The following is a 19,042-nucleotide window of genomic DNA, read 5'->3' on the forward strand; positions in this document are numbered from 1 at the left end:
GGTGGGGTCACATGCGGAACAAGCCGAACTTGGTGTCTTCGATGGGCGCATTGCGCGTGGCAGCCAGCCCCAGCGCCAGCACGCGGCGGGTATCTGCGGGGTCGATCACGCCGTCGTCCCACAGGCGGGCGGTAGCGTAGTACGGGTGGCCCTGGTCTTCGTACTGGCGGCGGATAGGGGCCTTGAAGGCTTCTTCTTCCTCCATGCTCCACTGCCCACCCTTGGCCTCGATGCCGTCGCGCTTCACCGTGGCCAGCACGCCCGCAGCCTGGTCACCGCCCATGACGCTGATGCGCGCATTGGGCCACATCCACAGGAAGCGGGGGCTGTAGGCCCGGCCGCACATGCCGTAATTGCCCGCGCCAAAGCTGCCGCCGATGATGATGGTGAACTTGGGCACGCTGGCCGTGGCTACGGCCGTCACCATCTTGGCGCCGTTGCGGGCAATGCCCTCGTTTTCGTACTTGCGGCCCACCATGAAGCCGGTGATGTTCTGCAAAAACACCAGCGGGATCTTGCGCTGGCAGCACAGCTCGATGAAGTGCGCACCCTTGAGCGCCGACTCGCTGAACAAAATGCCGTTGTTGGCGATGATGCCGACCATCATGCCTTCGATGCGCGCAAAGCCCGTGACCAGCGTGGTGCCGTAGCGTGCCTTGAACTCATCGAACTCGCTGCCATCGACGATGCGGGCAATGATCTCGCGCACATCGAAGGGCTTGCGCGTGTCCACGGGGATCACGCCATACAGCTCTTCCGCTGCGAATTTAGGAGCTACTGGCGCTTGATCAGCAAGCGCTGGGGCCTTGTTTTTATTCAAATTGCGCACTGCATTGCGTGCCAGCTGCAACGCGTGCATGTCGTTTTGCGCCAGGTGGTCGGCCACGCCCGACAGGCGGGTGTGCACGTCGCCACCGCCCAGGTCTTCGGCTGTGACGACCTCGCCCGTGGCGGCTTTGACCAGCGGCGGGCCGCCCAGAAAGATGGTGCCCTGGTTCTTCACGATGATGGATTCATCGCTCATCGCGGGCACGTAGGCGCCGCCCGCCGTGCAGCTGCCCATGACCACGGCGATCTGCGAAATGCCCATGGCGCTCATGTTGGCCTGGTTGAAGAAGATGCGGCCGAAGTGGTCGCGGTCAGGAAAGACTTCGTCCTGGTTGGGCAGGTTGGCACCACCCGAGTCCACCAGGTAGATGCAGGGCAGGTGGTTCTGCTGCGCCACCTCTTGGGCACGCAGGTGCTTCTTGACGGTGAGCGGGTAGTAGGTGCCGCCTTTCACCGTGGCGTCGTTGCACACGACCATGCAGTCCACGCCGCTCACGCGGCCGATGCCTGCAATCAGGCCCGCACTGGGGGCGTCGTTGTTGTACATGTTGAGAGCGGCCAGCGGCGCCAGTTCGAGGAACGGCGTGCCGGGGTCTAGCAGCATCTGCACGCGTTCGCGCGGCAGCAGCTTGCCGCGCGCGGTGTGCTTGGCGCGGGCTGCTTCGCCGCCGCCCTGGGCGACCTTGTCGAGCTGGGCGCGCAGGTCATCCACCAGCGTGCGCATGGCGGCGGCGTTGGCCAGGAAGTCCGCCGAGCGGGCGTTGAGTTGGGTGTCGAGAATGGTCATACGTTCTTGCTCTCTCAAGCGGTTTTATCTTCAACCAGCCCCAGCTGGTCTTTCATCTCGTCGCGGATCTTGAACTTCTGGATCTTGCCCGTCACCGTCATCGGGAAGCTGGTGACAAAGCGGATGTAGCGCGGCACCTTGTAGTGTGCGATCTGGCCTTTGCAGAAGGCGCGAATGTCGTCTTCGGTGGGCTGCGTGCCGGGCTTGGCGATGATCCACGCGCAGAGTTCTTCGCCGTACTTCTGGTCGGGCACGCCCACCACCTGCACGTCCTGCACCTGCGGGTGGCGGTACAAAAACTCTTCGATCTCGCGCGGGTAGATGTTCTCGCCGCCACGGATCACCATGTCCTTGATGCGGCCAACGATGTTCACGTAGCCCTCGGCGTCCATGGTGGCCAGGTCGCCGGTGTGCATCCAGCCGCCGTCGTCAATCGCCTCGCGGGTCTTGGCCGGGTCGCCCCAGTAGCCGTGCATGACGGAATAGCCTTTGGTGCAGAACTCGCCCCGCTGGCCGATGGGCACCACCGCCCCGCTGTCGGGATCCACGATCTTGATCTCCAGGTGCGGCTGCACCTGGCCCACGGTGGAGACGCGCTTGTCCAGCGGCGTGTCGGTGCTGCTCTGGCAGCTCACGGGGCTGGTCTCGGTCATGCCGTAGGCAATGGTGATCTCGCGCAGGTTCATCTGCTCCACCACGCGCTTCATCACCTCGGTGGGGCAGGGCGAGCCGGCCATGATGCCGGTGCGCAGGGTGCTGAGGTTGAACTCGGCAAAACGCGGGTGGTCCAGCTCTGCGATGAACATGGTGGGCACGCCGTGCAGGCCGGTGCAGCGCTCGTCCTGCACCGTCTGCAGCACGGTCAGCGGGTCAAACCCGTCGTTGGGGTACACGATGGTGGCGCCGTGCGTCAGGCAGGCCAGGTTGCCCAGCACCATGCCAAAGCAGTGGTACAGCGGCACGGGGATGCACAGGCGGTCTTCGGGCGTGAGCTTCATGCACTCGCCGATAAAGAAGCCGTTGTTCAGGATGTTGCGGTGCGTAAGCGTGGCGCCCTTGGGGAAGCCGGTGGTGCCGCTGGTGAACTGGATGTTGATGGGGTCGGTGGCCTTCAACGTGGCTGCGATTTGCGCCAGGCGCGGGTCGGCCGCGTTGCCGCGTGCCAGCAGGTCGGTAAAACGCAGCAGGCCGGGCTCATCGGCACCCTGCCCCGCCTCGTCGATCCACACCACGGTGTTCAGGTGGGGCAGCTTCACGGAGCCCAGCTGGCCTGGCTGCTGGTGCTGCCACTCGGGCGCCAGCTCGCGCAGCATGCCCAGGTAGTCGCTGGTCTTGAAGCGCGCCATGGTCACCAGCAGCTTGCAGCCTACCTTGTTGAGCGCGTATTCCACCTCGGACGTGCGGTAGGCCGGGTTGATGTTGACCAGCACCAGGCCCACCTGCGCGGTGGCCAGCTGCATCAGCACCCATTCGGCGTTGTTGTGCGACCAGATGCCCACGCGGTCGCCGGGGGTGAGCCCCATGCCCAGCAGCGCGCTCGCCAGGCGGTGGGCTTCGGCCTGCAACTGGGCGTAGGTGTAGCGGCGGCCCTGGTGCCTGCTCACCAGCGCCTCGCGCTTGGGCTGGCGGGCCACCATGTCGGCAAAAAAGGCGCCGATGGTCTGCTCGATCAGGGGAACGTCGGTGGCGCCACGGGTGTGGCTGTCCACCAGCGGTGCGAAGTTCGTTGCGGCTGCACTCGTCACGGGTTTGTCTCCTCGGCTCTGTCATGCGGCCTGCGCCGCAAGAACATGCGGGCGGGCGATCCGTAAGCATAGAAGCCTGAACCCCCGGCGGGTGGACACAATGGTTGCAAATCGTGCCACGGCTGGCACACTCTGTGGCGTGAAGACCACCGCCCCCACCGACCATCGTCCCCCAACCCCTCCATCTGCCCCTGCCGCAACGCCCATCGCCTTTGTGCGTGCCATTGTTCTGGCGTACGAGCGGCGCGGCCTGAGCCCCGAACGTGCCCTGGCCCAGGCACAGATTGCGCCGCAGCTGCTGCCCGACGACAGCGCCCGCATCACCGCCTGGCAGATGGAGCAGATCTCCGACGCCGCCATGCAGGAGCTGGACGACGAAGCCCTGGGCTGGTTCAGCCGCCGCCTGCCCTGGGGCAGCTACGGCATGCTGGCGCGCGCCAGCATCAGCTCGCCCACGCTGCAGGTGGCCCTGGCCCGCTGGTGCCGCCACCATGGGCTGCTGGCGGACGACATTGCCCTGCACCTCACCACCCAGGGCGACACTGCCACCCTGGCCATCACCGAGGCCCGCGACCTGGGCGTGCTGCGCGAGTTCTGCCTGGTATCCGTGCTGCGCAATGCCCACGGCCTGGCGTGCTGGATGGTGGACTCGCGCATTCCGCTCATTGCCGCAGAATTTGCCTTTGATGCGCCCCTGCACGCCGATGCGTATGCCGTGCTGTTCCGCGGCCCCGTCACCTTCCACGCGCCACGCACCGCCCTGCACTTCGACGCCCGCTACCTGCACCTGCCCCTGCGCCGTGACGAACAGGCCCTGCGCCAGATGCTGCAGCACGCCCTGCCCCTGACGGTGCTGCACTACCGCCGGGACCGCCTGCTGGTGCAGCGCGTGCGCCAGTTGCTGGCCGCCCCCCTGCCCGGCCAGCCCGCCCACGCCCTGCCCCAACACAGCGCCGAATCGCTGGCCGCGCTGCTGCATGTGTCACCGCGCACGCTGCACCGGCAACTGAAGGAAGAAGGAGCCACGCTGCAGGGCTTGAAAGACGAGGTGCGCCGCACCCGCGCGGTGGAGCTGCTGCACCGCACACAACGGCCTATTAAGCAGGTGGCGGAGGCGGCAGGGTTTGAGAACGAGAAGAGTTTTATCCGGGCATTCCGGGGGTGGACGGGGCAGTCGCCGGCGGAGTTTCGGAGGGTGGTGAGGGTGTAGACCAAACGGCCCCCTCACCTCACTAATTGCAACCAGGAGATTTTCGATTGTGGCAACACATACGTTTGTTCATTTCGAGCACGAGGAAGCAGCTGAGCTCGCGCGGCTGCAGAGCATTAAGTACGACCTTCAAAGTGCAGTGCAACTTTGCGACTTTTTCGAGGAACAGTGCGCGCAGTCGGCCCATGGGTACCCAGGCTCCGAAATTACAGATGCGTTCTCAACAGCAATTCTTGTTCGGTACAGCCGTGCGTTTGTAAGCGGTGTGCGTCACGGCCTCGGCAACGAGGTTTTGGAAACCCTCACCCCTGAACAACGTGGAAATCATCAACGCATACGTGCTTTCCGAGACAAGCACATTGCTCACTCAGTAAACGCTTTTGAAGGTACGAAAATCCAGGCTCGCTACTGTCTAGAGAGAGTAGAACAGGAGGGGATCACAGCAGTGTCAATTGAGCACCACCGCGTTATAGGGCTGAGCTCGAAAGTTGTGAGCGAGATCCAAGAGTTGTGCCGAGTGATGATGGGCCATCTGGATCGCGAAATTGAGAAGGAAAAGACACGGCTGCTCGCAATTCTTCGTAGCATGCCCATTTCGGAAGTTTTGTCGCTCCCATCTTCCCCCGTTCTTGTACCGGATCATTCTCAAATAGAAAAACGGCGCCCGAGGGTATAGCCACCGCTTTCAAAATTCTCCCATGCTCCACCTCCACCACTGCATCAGCGCCCGCTCCTTCCGCCCCCTGTGGATGCTCGAAGAGCTGCAACTTCCCTACCAACTCCACATGCTCCCTTTCCCGCCGCGCGCCAAGGCCCGGTGGTTTCTGGAAGAGAACCCGCTGGGCACGGTGCCGCTGCTGGTACAGGGCGATGTGCGCATGACCGAATCGGCGGCCATGTGCCAGTACCTGGCCGCCACGCACCCCGACGCGGGGCTGGATGTGGCGCCCACACACCCGGCGTATGGGGCGTACCTGAACTGGCTGCACATGAGCGATGCGACGCTGACCTTTCCGCAGACGCTGGTGCTGCGCTATGGCCGGTTTGAGACCGCAGAGCGCCAGCAGCCGCAGGTGGTGGAGGACTACAGCCGCTGGTTCCTGGCCCGGCTGCGCGCGGTAGAAACTGCCATGACCCACGGCCGCAGCGACTATCTGTGCGCGGGCCGCTTTACGGCGGCGGATGTGGCGGTGGGGTATGCGCTGCTGCTGGCGCAGCACCTGGGGCTGAACGAACAATTTGGCCCGGCCACGCAGGCCTACTGGCAGCGGCTGCAACAGCGCCCCGGCTACCAGCGGGCGATGGCCGCGCAGACGGAGGCGGCCCAAGACCAGGACGTGCCCACCACCCCGGCCCCCGACACCAAACCGTGATGCGGAGGTGGGGGCTAGCCGGGCTCACGCGGCTACTCGGACTTCGCTGGTGTAGATGCAGGTCCGGGCGTGGGTGAAGGTGTCGTCGGAGCCTGCCGCGCCAGCGACTGCACCAGTGCGCGGAACTCCGGCGAGTGGCGCAGCACGCTGCCACCCGCCTCGATGAGGTCTGTGACTTCTTCCGACGTGATGGAGAACGCCGTGGGCACCTGCAGCAGGCGGCGGCGCGCCACGTCGTCGTGGGCATCGCGCAGGTTGACGGAAATGACATGGACCTCGGCACCGGGCGCAAAGGCATCGCTGCTGCCGGTGGGGCCCGCCGCAAGCGACTGGCGCCACTGCTGGGTGATGTCGCGCAAGAACTCCTGCGTCTCGCGCGTGGCGCGGGCGCCGGTGCCAAACAGCAGCGAGTCCACCACCTGGGCCATGTTGGGCACCTGGTCGCTCATGTCGATGTTCTCGGATGGGTCGCGCTCGGCGTTGACGGTGACGAGCACCAGCTTGCGGATGGTGCCGGGGGGGATGCCAACTTCGCTGAAGGTTTCGCGCAGTCCACCACCGGCCAGGGCGCGGTCGAGCAGGCGCTGCACGCCCAGGTTGTCGGCCAGGCCACCATCCACCAGATGGATGTAGGGCTTGCGCTGCGCGTCCAGGTAGCTCAACTCGTGCGCGCGGTACAGGCGCGCGCGGTAGTCGCCGCCAGCGGCCAGGGTGCCCGCGCGGGACACGGTCTTGTGCTCTGCGCACTGGTCGGAGTAGTTCTTGAGCGTCATTGGGCTCAGCAACAACGGCACAGCCGATGACGATGCCACCGCAAACGACAGTGGCACCGTGCGCAGGTCCGAGCAGATCAGCGCAAACTGCTCCCAGGTGAACTCGAAGCCCATGCCCAGCGACATGTCGGTGGCGGTGATGAACAGTTGCGGGTGGCGCGGGCGCCGCGCCACATCGCCAAAGGTGCGCCCGCCATACAGCTCGTCCAGCCGCCGCGCGAGCAGGTGGGTGCGGCCGAACCAGGGCGAGGTCAGGTCCACCAGATTGCCGGGGCGCAGCGCCTGGGTGATGAGGCTGTTCTGGAAGTTCTGGCGCAGAAAATCCTGCTCGAAGCGGGGCAGCCCCTCGATGCCGTGCGCCGCGAGGTAGGCGGCCACGATGCTGCCGCCCGAGACGCCGCTGATCACATCGGTGGCGTCGAGCAGCGTGGTGGGGCGGCCGTTCCAGTCAAACCGCGTGGCCTGCATTTCGGTCAGCACCCCAAAGCCGAAGGCGGCCGCCCGTGCGCCGCCGCCCGAGAGCGTGACAGCCACCAGGATGGTGGGGTCGCGTTCGGACTTGCGATCGGGGATGGACTGGTCCTCGGGCTTCAGGGGTTCGTTGATCCAGGGCCGTACCGTCGAGCAGCCTGCCAGTACGGCAAGGGCGGCCACCATGGCGCATCGCCACATCCATGGCTTCAGGGTTGGTGCCAGCATCGTGCTCCTTCCAGGGTTCTGAGCTTTGTAGTCCGTGTCAGCAGCCCAGCAGGGCGGGCAGTTCGGCCATGCTGCGAAACACCTGCGCTGCGCCAGCGGCACGCAGGGCCTCGCCACCGTCTTGCGGCGCATAGGCAAACACCGTGGCGCCTGCGGCCACGCCAGCGGTCACGCCCGTCACGGTGTCTTCCACCACGGCGCAGCGCCCGGGCGCCACCTGCAGGGCCGCAGCCGCCGCCAGATAGACGTCGGGCGCGGGCTTGGTGGCGGGCATCTCGTGGCCGCTGAACACCCGCCCGGCAAAGTACGGCGTGAGCCCCACCTTGGCCAGCTGCATCTCGACCTTGTGCCGGTCGGCACCCGAGGCGCAGGCAATGCGCCCGCCGTGGTGGGCGTGCACCCTTTCGATGGTGCTGTGGATGTTTTCGATGGCCATGAGGCGCTGGTCCAGCTCGGCATTGCGCCGTGCATAGAAGTCGGCCATCCACGCATCGGTCAGCGGGCGGCCGGTGTGGGCCTCGATGCGGGCGGCCTCGCTGCGCACCGTTTTGCCGATAAAGATGCGCATGCATTCGTCGGCGCTCAGGGCCCAGCCCGCTTCGTTGAGCATGTCGCGCAGCACGCCGTTGGTGATGGGTTCGCTGTCGACCAGCACACCATCGCAGTCAAACAAGATTGCTTCAAATTTCATAGCTGCTCGCGCTTATTGGTAAAGCGCTGGAGGTCATTTTTATTAAATTTTCAGGAGTGGATATCGCCATCCACATAGAACCAACACCCGTCTTCGCGCACGAAGCGGCTGGTCTCGTGCAGGCGCACGGCGCGGCCGCCCACGCGGTAGCGCGCGACAAACTCCACCTCGGCGCGGTCTTCGCCTGTGCTGCGGTGGCTGCGCACTTCCAGCCCCAGCCACTTCGTGCCGGGGTCGAAATCGAGGTCCGCTGGCCGGGTGCTGGGGTGCCAGGTGGCCTGCAGGTAGTCGCCACGTTCGAGGACAAAGGCGGTGTAGCGTGACCGCATGAGGCTCTCGGCGTCGGGCGCGGCTGCGTCGTCCCAGTGGTCGAGGTAGCGGCCGCAGCAGTCCCCATAGGACAAGGCCGCAGCCTTGGCGCTTTTGCCGGGTGCGGCTTGGGTACGGCCGCAGGGGCAGGGGTCGTTATGGTTCATGGACGGGTGCAGGAAGGCACGCAGGCGATGCGCGCGCCCCACCGATGGAAACGGGCGCTGCGCGAGGCGAGTGCACCCGTGGAACTGGCTTTGCCAGGCCACTGGGTGCGTCCCCCTCCCGCGCAGCGAGAGAGAGGGATGGCGCGAAGCGACTCAGGGGGAGCTTCATCTCAGCGCACCAAAGACCTTGCGGGCGATGGCGCTGCCTGCACCGGCCGGATTCTGACGGATGCGGCGCTCTTCCTCGCCGATCATGAAGTACAGGCCGTCGAGCGTCTTGCCGGTGACGTACTGCGCAAGGTTGGCCTCCTCGGGTTTGAGCAGGCCAAAGCTCGCTGCCTTGCCCGCAAAGGCGTTGTACTTCTGGGTCAGGCCGACTTTTTCGGTGGCCTGGTTCACCACGGGCAGGAAGCGTTCGGAGAGCGGCGTGCGCGTCTTGTCGGCAAAAAAGGCGGTGACCGAGGTGCTGCCGCCAGTCAGGATGTTCTTGGCATCGGTCACCGTCATCTTCTGCACGGCGCCCACCAGCAGGTCTTTGCCCATGGGCACGGCGGCTTCGGCGGCGCGGTTGATGGAGGTGACCAGCTCGTCGATGCGCCGCCCCTGGCCCAGCGACTTCATGACCTTGGCGGCGTCGTCCAGGGAGCCCGGCAGGCCGATGCGCACCTGGGGGTTGCCCAGAAACCCGTCAGGCCGCCCCAGCAGGGCGACCGCCGCCTGGGCGCCCTGGCCCAGCGCGGCTTTGAGGCCGCTGGCGGCATCGGCATTGGTAAGGTCACCCAGCGACAGGGCCCAGGCCCGCTGGCCGGTGGCGCACAGCAGGGCAGCCACGAGGCTGGTTTGGTGAAATTGGCGACGTTGCATGGTGCGGTACTTTCGGTGGGGGACGGCAGATGATGCCCACTCGGCCACCACTGCAGTGAGTGGCGCACTGTGCCGGAGCCGTGCGGGGAATTGCCGGGATTTTCGCTCAGCGAATGAGGGGCAAGCCGCACGCCGTAGACTGCCCCCACCCAAGCATCCAACAAGGAACCTTGCAATGTGGCAAATGAGCGTGCCGTGGTGGGAGTTTGTGCTGCGCGGCGTGGTGGTGTACCTGTTCTTGCTGGTGTTCATGCGCCTGTCGGGCAAGCGGCAGACGGGGCAGTACGAGCCGTTTGACCTGATCCTGTTGCTGATCCTGTCGAACGCGGTGCAGAACTCGATGAACGCGGGCGACAACTCGCTGGTGGGCGGGCTGATCTCGGCCAGCACGCTCATGCTGCTGCATGTGGCGCTGGCGCGGTTGGCGTTCCACTTCCCGCGCATCGGGCGCTGGGTGGACGGCAAGGCCCAGGTGCTGATCCACCAGGGCGAACTGAACCAGGCGCTGATGCGCAAGGAGCTGCTGACCCGCGACGACGTGGAGGCCGCACTGCGCGCAGGCGGCTGCCTGCACGCGCACGAAGTGGAACGCGCCACCATCGAGACCAACGGGCAGATCACCGTAGTGCTGCGCCGCCGTGGCGAGGTTGGCTGACCCGCCCCGCGCCCACCCCAACGGTCTGCCCCCTCACCGCCCCTCACAATCCACGCGACTTACGCGACCCGATATGACTGCACTGAACGTTCTGGGCACCTTGCTGATGCCCTGCTCCTACGACCCACTGACCGGCTACTACCGCGACGGCTGCTGCAACACCGACGAGCATGACCACGGCACCCACGTGATCTGCGCACGCATGACACAGGCGTTTCTGGACTTTTCGCTGTCGCGGGGCAACGACCTCATCACCCCCCGGCCCGAGTCCCGCTTTGCAGGGCTGCAGCGCAACAACCGCTGGTGCCTGTGCGTCTTGCGCTGGAAGGAGGCCTACGAGGCGGGTGTGGCGCCTCCCGTGATCCTGGAATGCACACATGCGCGCGCGCTGGAGTTCGTGACGCTGGCGCAATTGCAAAGCACGGCGTTGTCCTAGGCTCAGTTTTGCGTGTAGCAGGTCTTGTTGGGCAGAACGGTGTCCACGTAGCTCTCCACACTGACCGCCGTTGGGAAGGCCGTGGGTATCTGGTCGCCAAAGATGCACAGGCGGCTCCCCTTGCGGGCCCAGACGGCACGCGATGTCAGGCCTGACGGCTGGGTCCACAAGCCCCAGAACGCGGTCAGCGTAGCCGTACTGCCGTTACGGTCGAACGCCACATTGCCCACATCGGTCAGAGGGCCTGCCACCGTGCCAGCGCCCGTGCAGTTGGCGTCAGCATAGGTGGCCACACCGATCTGTCCCGTCACGCGATTGTCCCCCTGGCGGGTGATGCGCCACAGCGAGCGGCCCCAGGTGCCGGGCCGCACCACTACGCACAGTTCCTGCTTCCAGTCGCCTTCGGGCAATGCCACCACCGTGCCGCAGCTCACCTCCACCGAGCCCACGTTGGCAGAGCCCACACTGCCGGTGCCATTGCGCACCGTGCAGCTCTGGCCGGAAGGCTGCGTGCGCACGGTGACCGCATAGCGCGTGCCGCCGGCCAGCGCAGTGCCGAACGTGAAGCCGCCGTTGCTGGAGACCGAGAGGTCATCGCCTCCGTTGTTCTGCAGCACCAGCGTGCCACCCGCCAGACCGGTCGCTGAGCCGCCAACCGTATAGGTGGCGGCCGCCAGGTTCTCGCAGCGCACCTGCACGTTGCTGACGTTGGCGGTGGCGGTGCCCGTGCCCTGGGTCACCGTGCAACGCTGGCCGCTGGGCTGGGTCTTGACGGTGACGGCATAGGCAATGCCACTGTCCAGGCGCGTCACGAAGACGAAGTTGCCGTTGGCATTGATCGTCAGGTCGTCCTTGCCGGTGTTTTGCAGCGTCACCGTCTTGCCTGCGCCCAGGCCCGTGACCGCACCGCCAATGCTGAACGCGCCTGCGGTAGGCGGCGGCGTGCCGTTGTTGTCATCGTCACTACCGCCACAACCCACCAGCAAGGCGGCCACCAAGCCCAGGGGTGCCCAGCGGAAGAGGGGCCGTACGGAGTGCCCAGTGCGCCCAGCACCCGTTGCGCTTGCTTGTCGTGTCATGAACAGAAACCTCTTGATCGTGAATGAAGGGCGGATTCTGTGCAGCACCTCCTGCGGTACGGAACCCTACCCTGGTAGGGTTTGCGCGCCGTCCATCCTGCTCAACACTTGGCAGAATTTGCCCTACCTCCGCGCTGTCAGCGCGCCTGAGCCGCAAGGCGCAGCCACCCTCTCCCACCGCATGGCCCCCACCTCCCCTTACGCGCTCATCCTGGACGACCATCCGCTCGTGGCGCACGGCATGGCCGAGTTCCTGCGCGCACGCCTGCCGCAGATGGAGGTGGTAGAGGCCGCAGGGGCGGACGACCTTCTGCGCTGGGTGGACATGCGGGGCACACCAGCCATCGCGCTCATCGACTTCTGGCTTGCGGAAGGCGCTGCGGTGGGCCTGATCGCCCAGGTGCACAGCCACTGCCCCGGAATGCCCATCGCCGTGATCAGCGGCGACGATGACCCCGCCGTGATGGAGCTGGCCCGGCAGGCAGGCGCACAGGGTTTCATCCACAAACAAGCAGCGCCTGAGACCTTTGGTCTGGCGGTGGAAGCCTTGCTGAGCGGGCTGGTCTGGTTTGAGCCAGGCCTGCTGGGCAGCCAGCCGCCGCGCAGCCGCGATCTGCCGGTGACCCCGGCCGAGCTGGGGTTGTCCACCCGCCAGGGCCAGATCCTCGCGCTGGTGCTGCAGGGGCTGCCCAACAAGCGCATCGCCTTGCAGCTGGACATTGCCGAGAGCACCGTGAAGGAGCACGTGACGGGCATCCTGGAGCGGCTGCGGGTGCGCACGCGGGTCGAGGCCATCACCCTGTTGCGCGGCCGGCGGCTGGAGCTGTCCTGATGCGCGTCGTCAGGGCCGTGGTGCTGGTCGCGGCCTTGTGCCTGCAGACGGCACTGCCCGCAGGGGCACAGGTACCGAACCCGGACCTGGCAGAGCTGGACCGGCTGCAGACCCTGTCGCAACGCAACAGCGCCGAGGCCGTGCAGGCGCTGCAGGCCGCCGCCACCCGCTTTGCCAACGCGGCCGATGTCGCGACCCGGCGCACCTACCTGGCGGCGCTGACGGACGCAGCTTTCGAGACCGGGCAGGCTGCGGTGGTGACCGAGGGCATAGCGCAACTGAAAGCGCTTGCGGCTGCGCACAGCGATGCCTCGACGCAGGTGCTGGCCATCTGCTTCGAGGCCCGGCAATGGGCCGTGGCGGGCAAAACACGCGCCGGGCTGGACGCCCTGACGCGCGAAACGGGCGCGGCCGAGCAGGTGCCCGACCCCTGGGTGCGCTGGCTCTACCACCTGACGCTGGGCGCCCTGCACAGCAGCAACGGCCAGTTCGAAGCGGCGATGACCCACCTGCTGCGCAGCCTGGAACTCTCGCGCACGCTGCCGCGCCAGGCAGCCACATCCGAGCTGCGGTCGCGCACCCACCTGGAGCTGCTGCACTTCGACATGAAGAACCCCGACCGCGCGCTGCAGACCATTCGCGAGACGCTGCCGCTGGCCGAAAAGCTGGACGCCCGGCAGGCGCTGGGCTGGCTGCACCTGCACCGTGGCAATGTGGAAAACGTGCAGGGCAATCTCGACACCGCCGTGGCCGCCTACCGGCAGTCCCTGCAGATCGCCCGCGCCGGCGGGCTCACCGGGCTCCAGGCCACGGCGCTGAACAACCTGGGCGACGTCCTGCTGCAGCGCAAGGCGTATGCCGCAGCCGAGCCCGTGATGCGCGAGGCCCTGGCCGCGTACCGCGATGCACACGAGCTGAGCGGGGCCGCAATGGCGCAGGCCAATCTGGGCTTTGCGCTGATGGGCCAGGGCCGCATTGCGGCCGGCGTGCACGAGGTGGAGGCGGGCATTCGGTTTGTGCATGAAGCAGGCTCCCTGCCCATGGAAGAGCAGCTGCTGGGCGAGCTCTCGCGCATGTACGAGCAAGCCGGCCTGTACCGCGAAGCCATGGCCACCACGCGCAAGCAGCAGGCGCTGGCCAAGGAGCTGTTCCACACCGAGCGCGACCAAGCCGTGGCCGCGCTGCAGGAGCGCTTTGACAGCGCTGAACGGCAGCGCCAGATTGAGCAGCTGGCGCAGGCCAATCGGGTGCAAGATGCCGAGCTGCGCGTGCGCCGCATGCAGCAGATCGGCCTGGCCGCCACGGTGGCGCTGGCCCTGCTGGCGGCGGGCGCCAGCTTTTGGCAGTACCGTCGCACCCGCACGGCCAACGCGGCCCTGGCGGCAGCCCGGCGGCAGGCCGAAAGCGCGCTGACCGAGAAGAACCTGTTCCTCGCCACCGCCAGCCACGACCTGCGCCAGCCCGTGCATGCCATGTCGCTGATGGTCGAGGCGATCAGCCTGCGCAACAGCGACCCGGTTCTTCGCCCCCTGGTTGCCGACCTGCGCAACAGCATGCAGGCCATGAACCAGCTGTTCAACGCGCTGCTGGACCTGGCCCGCCTGGAATCCGGCCAGCCGCTGGGCGCCAAGGGCGTGGTGGACCTGAACGCACTGCTCGCGGACGTGGTGCGCCTGTTCCGTGAGCAGGCCAGCCTCGGCGGGCTGGCCCTGCGGCTATGGGTGCCGCGTGGCGGGGCCACCGTGTGGGCAGAACCGGTGCTGCTGCGCCAGGCGCTGGCCAACCTGGTGCAGAACGCGATCCGCTACACGCCCCAAGGCAAGGTGCTGGTGAGCGTGCGGGCGCGCGGCAGCGACTGGCTGGTGGAAGTGCGGGATACCGGCGTCGGCATCGCCGTGGCGGACCAGTACCGGGTGTTCAGCCCCTACTACCGAGGGGAGCGGGCGGACCAGATGAACGACGCCGGACACGGCCTGGGGCTGGCCGTGGTGGCGCGCTGCGCCGAACAGATGGGCGCCACCCATGGCCTGCGGTCGCGCCTGGGGCGGGGCTCATGCTTCTGGCTGCGGCTGCCGGCCCACACCACCGCTACTTCAGCGACGGCCGTGCCACCCGACCTGGCGGCATTGCACCGCGACGAGACGGCAATGCGCCCGCTGCAAGGCCGCTGCCTGGTACTGGACGACGACCGCCAGGTGATCAAGGCCTGGCGCGCCATGCTGGAGGCCTGGGGCGTGACGGCGGCATACGCCACCACCACGGCCGAGGCGCATGCCCAGCTCGACGACGGGTTCGAGCCGGATGCCATCTTCTGCGACCAGCGGCTGCACACGGGCGAGAGCGGCTTTGACGTACTGCGCGCCCTGCTGGCCCGCTGCCCCGCTGCACGCGGCGCCATGGTCAGCGGCGAGTTCAATGCGCCCGCGCTGCGGGATGCCGAAGACGAGGGCTACCTGGTGCTGCGCAAGCCGGTGAGCCCCGTGGAGTTGCACGCGGTGCTGGCCCAGTGGCTGGGCCAGCAGAAAAATCAATCAAAACAACCTTCAGCGCTTTACCAATAAGCGCTAACAGCTATCTTTTTTATAGCTTTCCGACGAATCAGGTAGCCACTGCCGCAGCAAGGCGTGCAGCTGTTCCGGCGCCACCGGCTTGCGCAGCACCAGGTAGCCCTCTTCTTCCGCCTGGCGCAGCGCGGGCGAATCCCATTCACCGCTGACCATGGCCAGTGCGGTGTCAGGGCACAGTGTCTGCAGGCGCTGAAGCAAGGCGAACCCACTTTCGCCGGAGCGCAAACGCTGGTCGCAGAAGATGGCCTGCGGCGTGAAGCCCTGTTCCAGACAACCCAGTGCCTCGGCACCATCGGCCGCGCAGCGCACCTGCACGCCCCAGTCCTGCAGCAGTTGCTGCCAGCCTGCGGCCACCTGCGGGTCGTCCTCCACCACCAGGCAGCGGCCCTGCAGGCCGCCCTGGCGCGCCACGGTGGCGGGCGTTGGCGCAACGACCACTGCGCTGGACGTGGCAGGCGGCAGCCGCAGCCAGAACCGCGAGCCGCGCCCCAGGCGCGACACCAGGCCCAGGGGCGCATCCATCATCTCGGCGCAGCGCGCCACCACAGCCAGGCCCAGGCCGTAGCCTGCATCGTCTGCCACGCGCGCCGAGGCACTGCGGGTGAAGGGCGAGAAGATGCGCTCGCGCTCCTCGGCGGCAACGCCGGGGCCGGTGTCCCACACCTCCACCTGCCAATGCCCGGCGCGGCGGCGCACAGCCAGCAGCACGCCGCCACGCTGCGTGTACCGCAGCGCGTTGTGCACCAGGTTCACCACGCACTGGCGCAGCAGCATCGGGTCGGCCTGCACCCGGGCGCTGGCCGGTGGCGGGCGCAGGCGCAGCACCAGGCCCCGGGTGCGCGCAGATTCCCCTAGCAGCGTGGCGACTTCGCGCAGCAGCGGCGCTAGTGCCACTGCCTGGGGCCTTGCCTGCACGGCCCCCGCTTCGATGCGCGACAGGTCCAGCAGCGCATTGCACATCCATTGCAGCGACTGCACGCCCTGGCGCAGGTTCTGCAGCGTGGCATCCAGCGCCGGGTCCCGGTTGCGCAGCGCGATGGATTCGGCCAGCAGCCCCACGGCATGCACGGGCTGGCGCAGGTCGTGGCTGGCGGTGGCGAGGAACTGGTTCTTCACAGCCAGCGCCTGCTCGGCCTCGCCCTTGGCGGCACGGAACCGCTCCGTCAGGTCTACATTGCTCAGAAAGAACTGATGGCTGATGCTCGCATTGCGAAAGAACACGCCAAACGCCAGATGCATGGGCAACAGGTACGGCCAGTGATCGGGAAACACATAGGGCACCGACAACAGGCTGACCGCGTAGCTGGTGAAAAAGAACCGCTTAAAAACCACCAGCGCCGCCGACTGGTGCGCGGCATGCGCCGACACCACCAGCGTGGAGCCACAGATGAACACCACGCGCAGTTCAAAGGGCGTGTCGGGCCCGGCGGAGGCCGCAGAACTCATCACCAACGCGCCGTACAACGCAGCCAGCGCTTGCACACGAGGCAACCAAACGGCCAGCAGCGTTGCCGCATCGTGGCTGTCGCGCTGCTTCAGGGCCCGCTGCCACAGGCCCCAGACGCCCCACACAGCCCCCACCAGCAACAACGACGCCCCCCACCACAGCGTGATGCCAGGGGGCCACAAGCCCAGCGAATACAGCCAGGCCAAGCCCGGCAGCCCCAGCAGCGGCATGACAGTGCAGCCGTCGCGCACCCGCATGAAGCTGTTGCCCAACAACTGCAGCTGGGCGGCGGGTGCCAGGGTGTCCCAGGAGAGCACGCGTTCGGAGTTCATCGGGCCGATGTTGGCATCTTCCCGCACCAAACACCCCCTACTTTGGGAGGGTTGCGTGTTGACGCCGGCGCGTGGCAGCGCTTGGGAGTACGTCGGGTAGCGACCAGGGCATGGCTGAGAGCGCATCTGCTGCGGCCCCACTCACAGCGCAACCGTCACCACCGCACGGAGGCAGCGGTCGCGGCGCCGACAATGGCGCCGACAATGGCGCCGACAATGGCGCCGACAATGGCGCCGAGCAGGCTCAGGCCAGCGCGCGCTGGATGATGATCTTCTGCACGTCGCTCGTGCCTTCGTAGATCTGGCACACACGCACGTCGCGGTAGATGCGCTCCACCGGGAAGTCGTTCACCACGCCGTAGCCGCCCAGCGTCTGGATGGCGGCGCTGCAGACCTGCTCGGCCATCTCGCTGGCAAACAGCTTGGCCATGGCGGCTTCCTTCAGGCAAGGGCGGCCCGCGTCGCGCAGCGCGGCGGCGTGCCAGATGAGCTGGCGCGCGGCTTCGATCTGCGTGGCGCAGTCGGCCAAGCGAAAGCCCACGGCCTGGTGGTTGAAGATGGCGGTGCCAAAGCTCTCGCGCTCCTTCGAATACGCCAGCGCCGCATCAAACGCGCTGCGCGCCATGCCCACGCTCTGCGCGGCAATACCGATGCGCCCGCCTTCGAGCGCGCCCAGGGCGATCTTGTAGCCCTCACCCTCGGCGCCGATCAGGTTCTCGGCCGGGATGCGGCAGTTGTCGAAGTTGATCTGCGCCGTGTCGCTGCTGTGCTGGCCCAGCTTGTCTTCGAGCCGCGCGACCACATAGCCGGGGTTGTTGGTGGGCACGAGGAAGGCGCTCATGCCCTTCTTGCCCGCGCCCTTGTCGGTGACGGCGATGACGATGGCCACATGGCCGTTCTTGCCGCTGGTGATGAACTGCTTGACGCCGTTGATCACATATTCGTCGCCCTGCCTCACGGCTGTGGTGCGCAGTGCGGAAGCGTCGGAACCCACATGCGGCTCGGTCAGGCAGAAGGCGCCCAGCATTTCGCCGCGCGCCAGCGGCGTGAGCCAGTCGCGCTTTTGCTGTGCATTTCCATAGCGCATGAGGATGGCGTTGACGGGGCAGTTGGTCACGCTGATGGCCGTGCTGGTGCCACCATCACCGGCTGCGATTTCTTCCAGCACCAGCGCCAGCGTCACGTAGTCCAGGTTGGCACCGCCGAACTCTTCGGGCACGCAGATGCCGTAGGCACCCAGTGCAGCCAGGCCCTGGTGCGCCTCTTTGGGGAAGTGGTGTTCCTTGTCCCAGCGCGCGGCGTGGGGCCACAGCTGTTCTTGCGCAAAGTCGCGCACCGCGTCGCGGATCATTTCCTGGTCTTGGGTCAGCAGCATGTTGTCTCCTTGGGATCGTTCGGCGCCGGCAGGCTCTGGATGCCCAGGCACCTACCAGCGAGTCAACATGCAATTTTGCCCGCGTCTGCGGGCGCGCCCGCTAAGAGCGGGCGGACTACGTGCTCCTGCGTACCCGGGGGCTAGACCAGCGAGACCTTGCCGCTGGAAAGCTCATACACGCCCCCCACGGCGCGGATGGCGCCGCTGGCCATGCGCCCGGCCAGGAGCGGCTCGGAGGTGGTCAACCGGGCCACATTGAGCCGCACGTTCTGCTCGGTGGCGGCCACCAGCAAGTTGGCAGGCTGGCGGCGCTGCGCCGCCTCGACGGCCGGGCGGATGGCGTTGACCAGCCCCGGCAGATGGCCGGGCAGCTGGGTGCCTTCCTGCACCACCTTGATGGTGGCGGAAACAGCGCCGCAGTTGCTGTGCCCGAGCACGAGGATGAGCGGCACCTGCAGAACCTCGATCGCGTATTCCATGCTGGCCAGCGCATCGTCGTTCAGGAAGTTGCCCGCCAGCCGCACCACGAACAGATCGCCGGGCCCCTGGTCAAACGCCAGCTCGGGCGCAATGCGCGAATCCGCGCAGCTCAGGATGGCCGCAAAGGGCCGCTGCCCGGTGGTGCGCGCCACCCGGCCCACCGAAAAGTCGCGCTGCGTGGAACGGCCCGCCACGTAGCGGGCATTGCCCTGCACCAGCCGCGCAAGTGCTGCGTCGGGGCCGATGCGGTTGTCGGGCAAAGGGGTGTCAGCAGCCAGCACGCGGGCGCTGGAGGCCAGGGCAGCCAAGGCTGCGGCACCGCCCAGAAGGCGGCGGCGGGACGGCGCAAGCGCCGCCGGGGTAGCAAGACAATCACACATTTTTGGACTCCCG

Annotated in this window: 17 protein-coding genes; 7 read left to right on the forward strand and 10 right to left on the reverse strand. The window is 66.9% G+C overall.

Annotated elements, in window-relative coordinates; genetic code table 11:
• Nucleotides 1-7: 7 nt before the first annotated feature.
• Nucleotides 8-1,615, reverse strand: coding sequence for a carboxyl transferase domain-containing protein (locus EXV95_RS12735; protein WP_176887115.1), 1,608 nt, complete (start codon nucleotides 1,613-1,615; stop codon nucleotides 8-10).
• Between the two features lie 14 nt (nucleotides 1,616-1,629).
• Nucleotides 1,630-3,360, reverse strand: a complete 1,731-nt coding sequence (locus tag EXV95_RS12740; RefSeq protein WP_176887116.1) for an AMP-binding protein — start codon at nucleotides 3,358-3,360, stop codon at nucleotides 1,630-1,632.
• A 100-nt stretch (nucleotides 3,361-3,460) separates the two neighbouring features.
• Between EXV95_RS12740 and EXV95_RS12745 the strand changes: the two genes are divergently transcribed.
• From EXV95_RS12745 to EXV95_RS12755, 3 genes are read left to right on the forward strand one after another with little or no spacing between them, the layout of a single operon-like run.
• A complete protein-coding gene (locus EXV95_RS12745; RefSeq protein WP_176887117.1) occupies nucleotides 3,461-4,570 on the forward strand; it encodes an AraC family transcriptional regulator in 1,110 nt (369 codons plus the stop codon).
• A 49-nt stretch (nucleotides 4,571-4,619) separates the two neighbouring features.
• The gene (locus tag EXV95_RS12750; protein WP_176887118.1) at nucleotides 4,620-5,246 is read left to right on the forward strand and encodes a hypothetical protein; all 627 of its coding nucleotides are present in this window, start codon (nucleotides 4,620-4,622) and stop codon (nucleotides 5,244-5,246) included.
• A 22-nt stretch (nucleotides 5,247-5,268) separates the two neighbouring features.
• Entirely contained in the window at nucleotides 5,269-5,943 is a 675-nt protein-coding gene (locus EXV95_RS12755) for a glutathione S-transferase family protein (RefSeq protein ID WP_176887119.1), read from the forward strand.
• Between the two features lie 32 nt (nucleotides 5,944-5,975).
• Here the strand turns inward: EXV95_RS12755 and EXV95_RS12760 are convergent, their stop codons facing one another.
• The 4 genes from EXV95_RS12760 to EXV95_RS12775 form a co-directional block, all read right to left on the reverse strand.
• On the reverse strand, nucleotides 5,976-7,415 hold the full coding sequence (locus EXV95_RS12760; protein ID WP_255484728.1) for a patatin-like phospholipase family protein: 1,440 nt from the start codon (nucleotides 7,413-7,415) through the stop codon (nucleotides 5,976-5,978).
• A 37-nt stretch (nucleotides 7,416-7,452) separates the two neighbouring features.
• Entirely contained in the window at nucleotides 7,453-8,106 is a 654-nt protein-coding gene (locus EXV95_RS12765; protein ID WP_176887120.1) for an HAD family phosphatase, read from the reverse strand.
• Between the two features lie 50 nt (nucleotides 8,107-8,156).
• On the reverse strand, nucleotides 8,157-8,582 hold the full coding sequence (locus EXV95_RS12770; protein WP_176887121.1) for a YchJ family protein: 426 nt from the start codon (nucleotides 8,580-8,582) through the stop codon (nucleotides 8,157-8,159).
• 165 nt (nucleotides 8,583-8,747) lie between these two features.
• Entirely contained in the window at nucleotides 8,748-9,446 is a 699-nt protein-coding gene (locus EXV95_RS12775; protein ID WP_055393096.1) for a DUF4197 domain-containing protein, read from the reverse strand.
• Between the two features lie 175 nt (nucleotides 9,447-9,621).
• Here EXV95_RS12775 and EXV95_RS12780 point away from each other — a divergent pair, with 175 nt between their 5' ends.
• Both EXV95_RS12780 and EXV95_RS12785 read left to right on the forward strand, forming a co-directional pair.
• The gene (locus tag EXV95_RS12780; RefSeq protein WP_121421258.1) at nucleotides 9,622-10,101 is read left to right on the forward strand and encodes a DUF421 domain-containing protein; all 480 of its coding nucleotides are present in this window, start codon (nucleotides 9,622-9,624) and stop codon (nucleotides 10,099-10,101) included.
• A 73-nt stretch (nucleotides 10,102-10,174) separates the two neighbouring features.
• A complete protein-coding gene (locus tag EXV95_RS12785; protein ID WP_176887122.1) occupies nucleotides 10,175-10,537 on the forward strand; it encodes a DUF2237 family protein in 363 nt (120 codons plus the stop codon).
• A gap of 2 nt (nucleotides 10,538-10,539) precedes the next feature.
• On the opposite strand, the gene EXV95_RS12790 is transcribed toward EXV95_RS12785, so the two are convergent.
• Nucleotides 10,540-11,616 carry a hypothetical protein gene (locus EXV95_RS12790; protein ID WP_176887123.1) on the reverse strand — a complete coding sequence of 359 codons (1,077 nt, stop codon included), beginning with the start codon at nucleotides 11,614-11,616 and terminating at the stop codon, nucleotides 10,540-10,542.
• A 181-nt stretch (nucleotides 11,617-11,797) separates the two neighbouring features.
• On the opposite strand from EXV95_RS12790, the gene EXV95_RS12795 reads away from it, so the two are divergent.
• Nucleotides 11,798-12,448 carry a response regulator transcription factor gene (locus EXV95_RS12795; RefSeq protein WP_176887124.1) on the forward strand — a complete coding sequence of 217 codons (651 nt, stop codon included), beginning with the start codon at nucleotides 11,798-11,800 and terminating at the stop codon, nucleotides 12,446-12,448.
• The gene (locus EXV95_RS12800; protein ID WP_176887125.1) at nucleotides 12,448-15,009 is read left to right on the forward strand and encodes an ATP-binding protein; all 2,562 of its coding nucleotides are present in this window, start codon (nucleotides 12,448-12,450) and stop codon (nucleotides 15,007-15,009) included. Before EXV95_RS12795 ends, EXV95_RS12800 begins: the two co-directional genes overlap by 1 nt.
• Before the next feature lie 3 nt (nucleotides 15,010-15,012).
• On the opposite strand, the gene EXV95_RS12805 is transcribed toward EXV95_RS12800, so the two are convergent.
• The 3 genes from EXV95_RS12805 to EXV95_RS12815 all read right to left on the reverse strand — a co-directional run bounded on the left by EXV95_RS12805 (nucleotide 15,013) and on the right by EXV95_RS12815 (nucleotide 19,029).
• On the reverse strand, nucleotides 15,013-16,794 hold the full coding sequence (locus EXV95_RS12805) for a hybrid sensor histidine kinase/response regulator (RefSeq protein ID WP_255484729.1): 1,782 nt from the start codon (nucleotides 16,792-16,794) through the stop codon (nucleotides 15,013-15,015).
• A 244-nt stretch (nucleotides 16,795-17,038) separates the two neighbouring features.
• A complete protein-coding gene (locus tag EXV95_RS12810) occupies nucleotides 17,039-18,169 on the reverse strand; it encodes an acyl-CoA dehydrogenase family protein (RefSeq protein ID WP_176887127.1) in 1,131 nt (376 codons plus the stop codon).
• Nucleotides 18,170-18,309: 140 nt separating this feature from the next.
• Nucleotides 18,310-19,029, reverse strand: a complete 720-nt coding sequence (locus EXV95_RS12815; protein ID WP_055393000.1) for a carbonic anhydrase — start codon at nucleotides 19,027-19,029, stop codon at nucleotides 18,310-18,312.
• Nucleotides 19,030-19,042 lie beyond the last annotated feature (13 nt).

The organism is Acidovorax sp. JMULE5 (assembly GCF_013376875.1).
Lineage (GTDB): Bacteria > Pseudomonadota > Gammaproteobacteria > Burkholderiales > Burkholderiaceae_C > Acidovorax > Acidovorax facilis.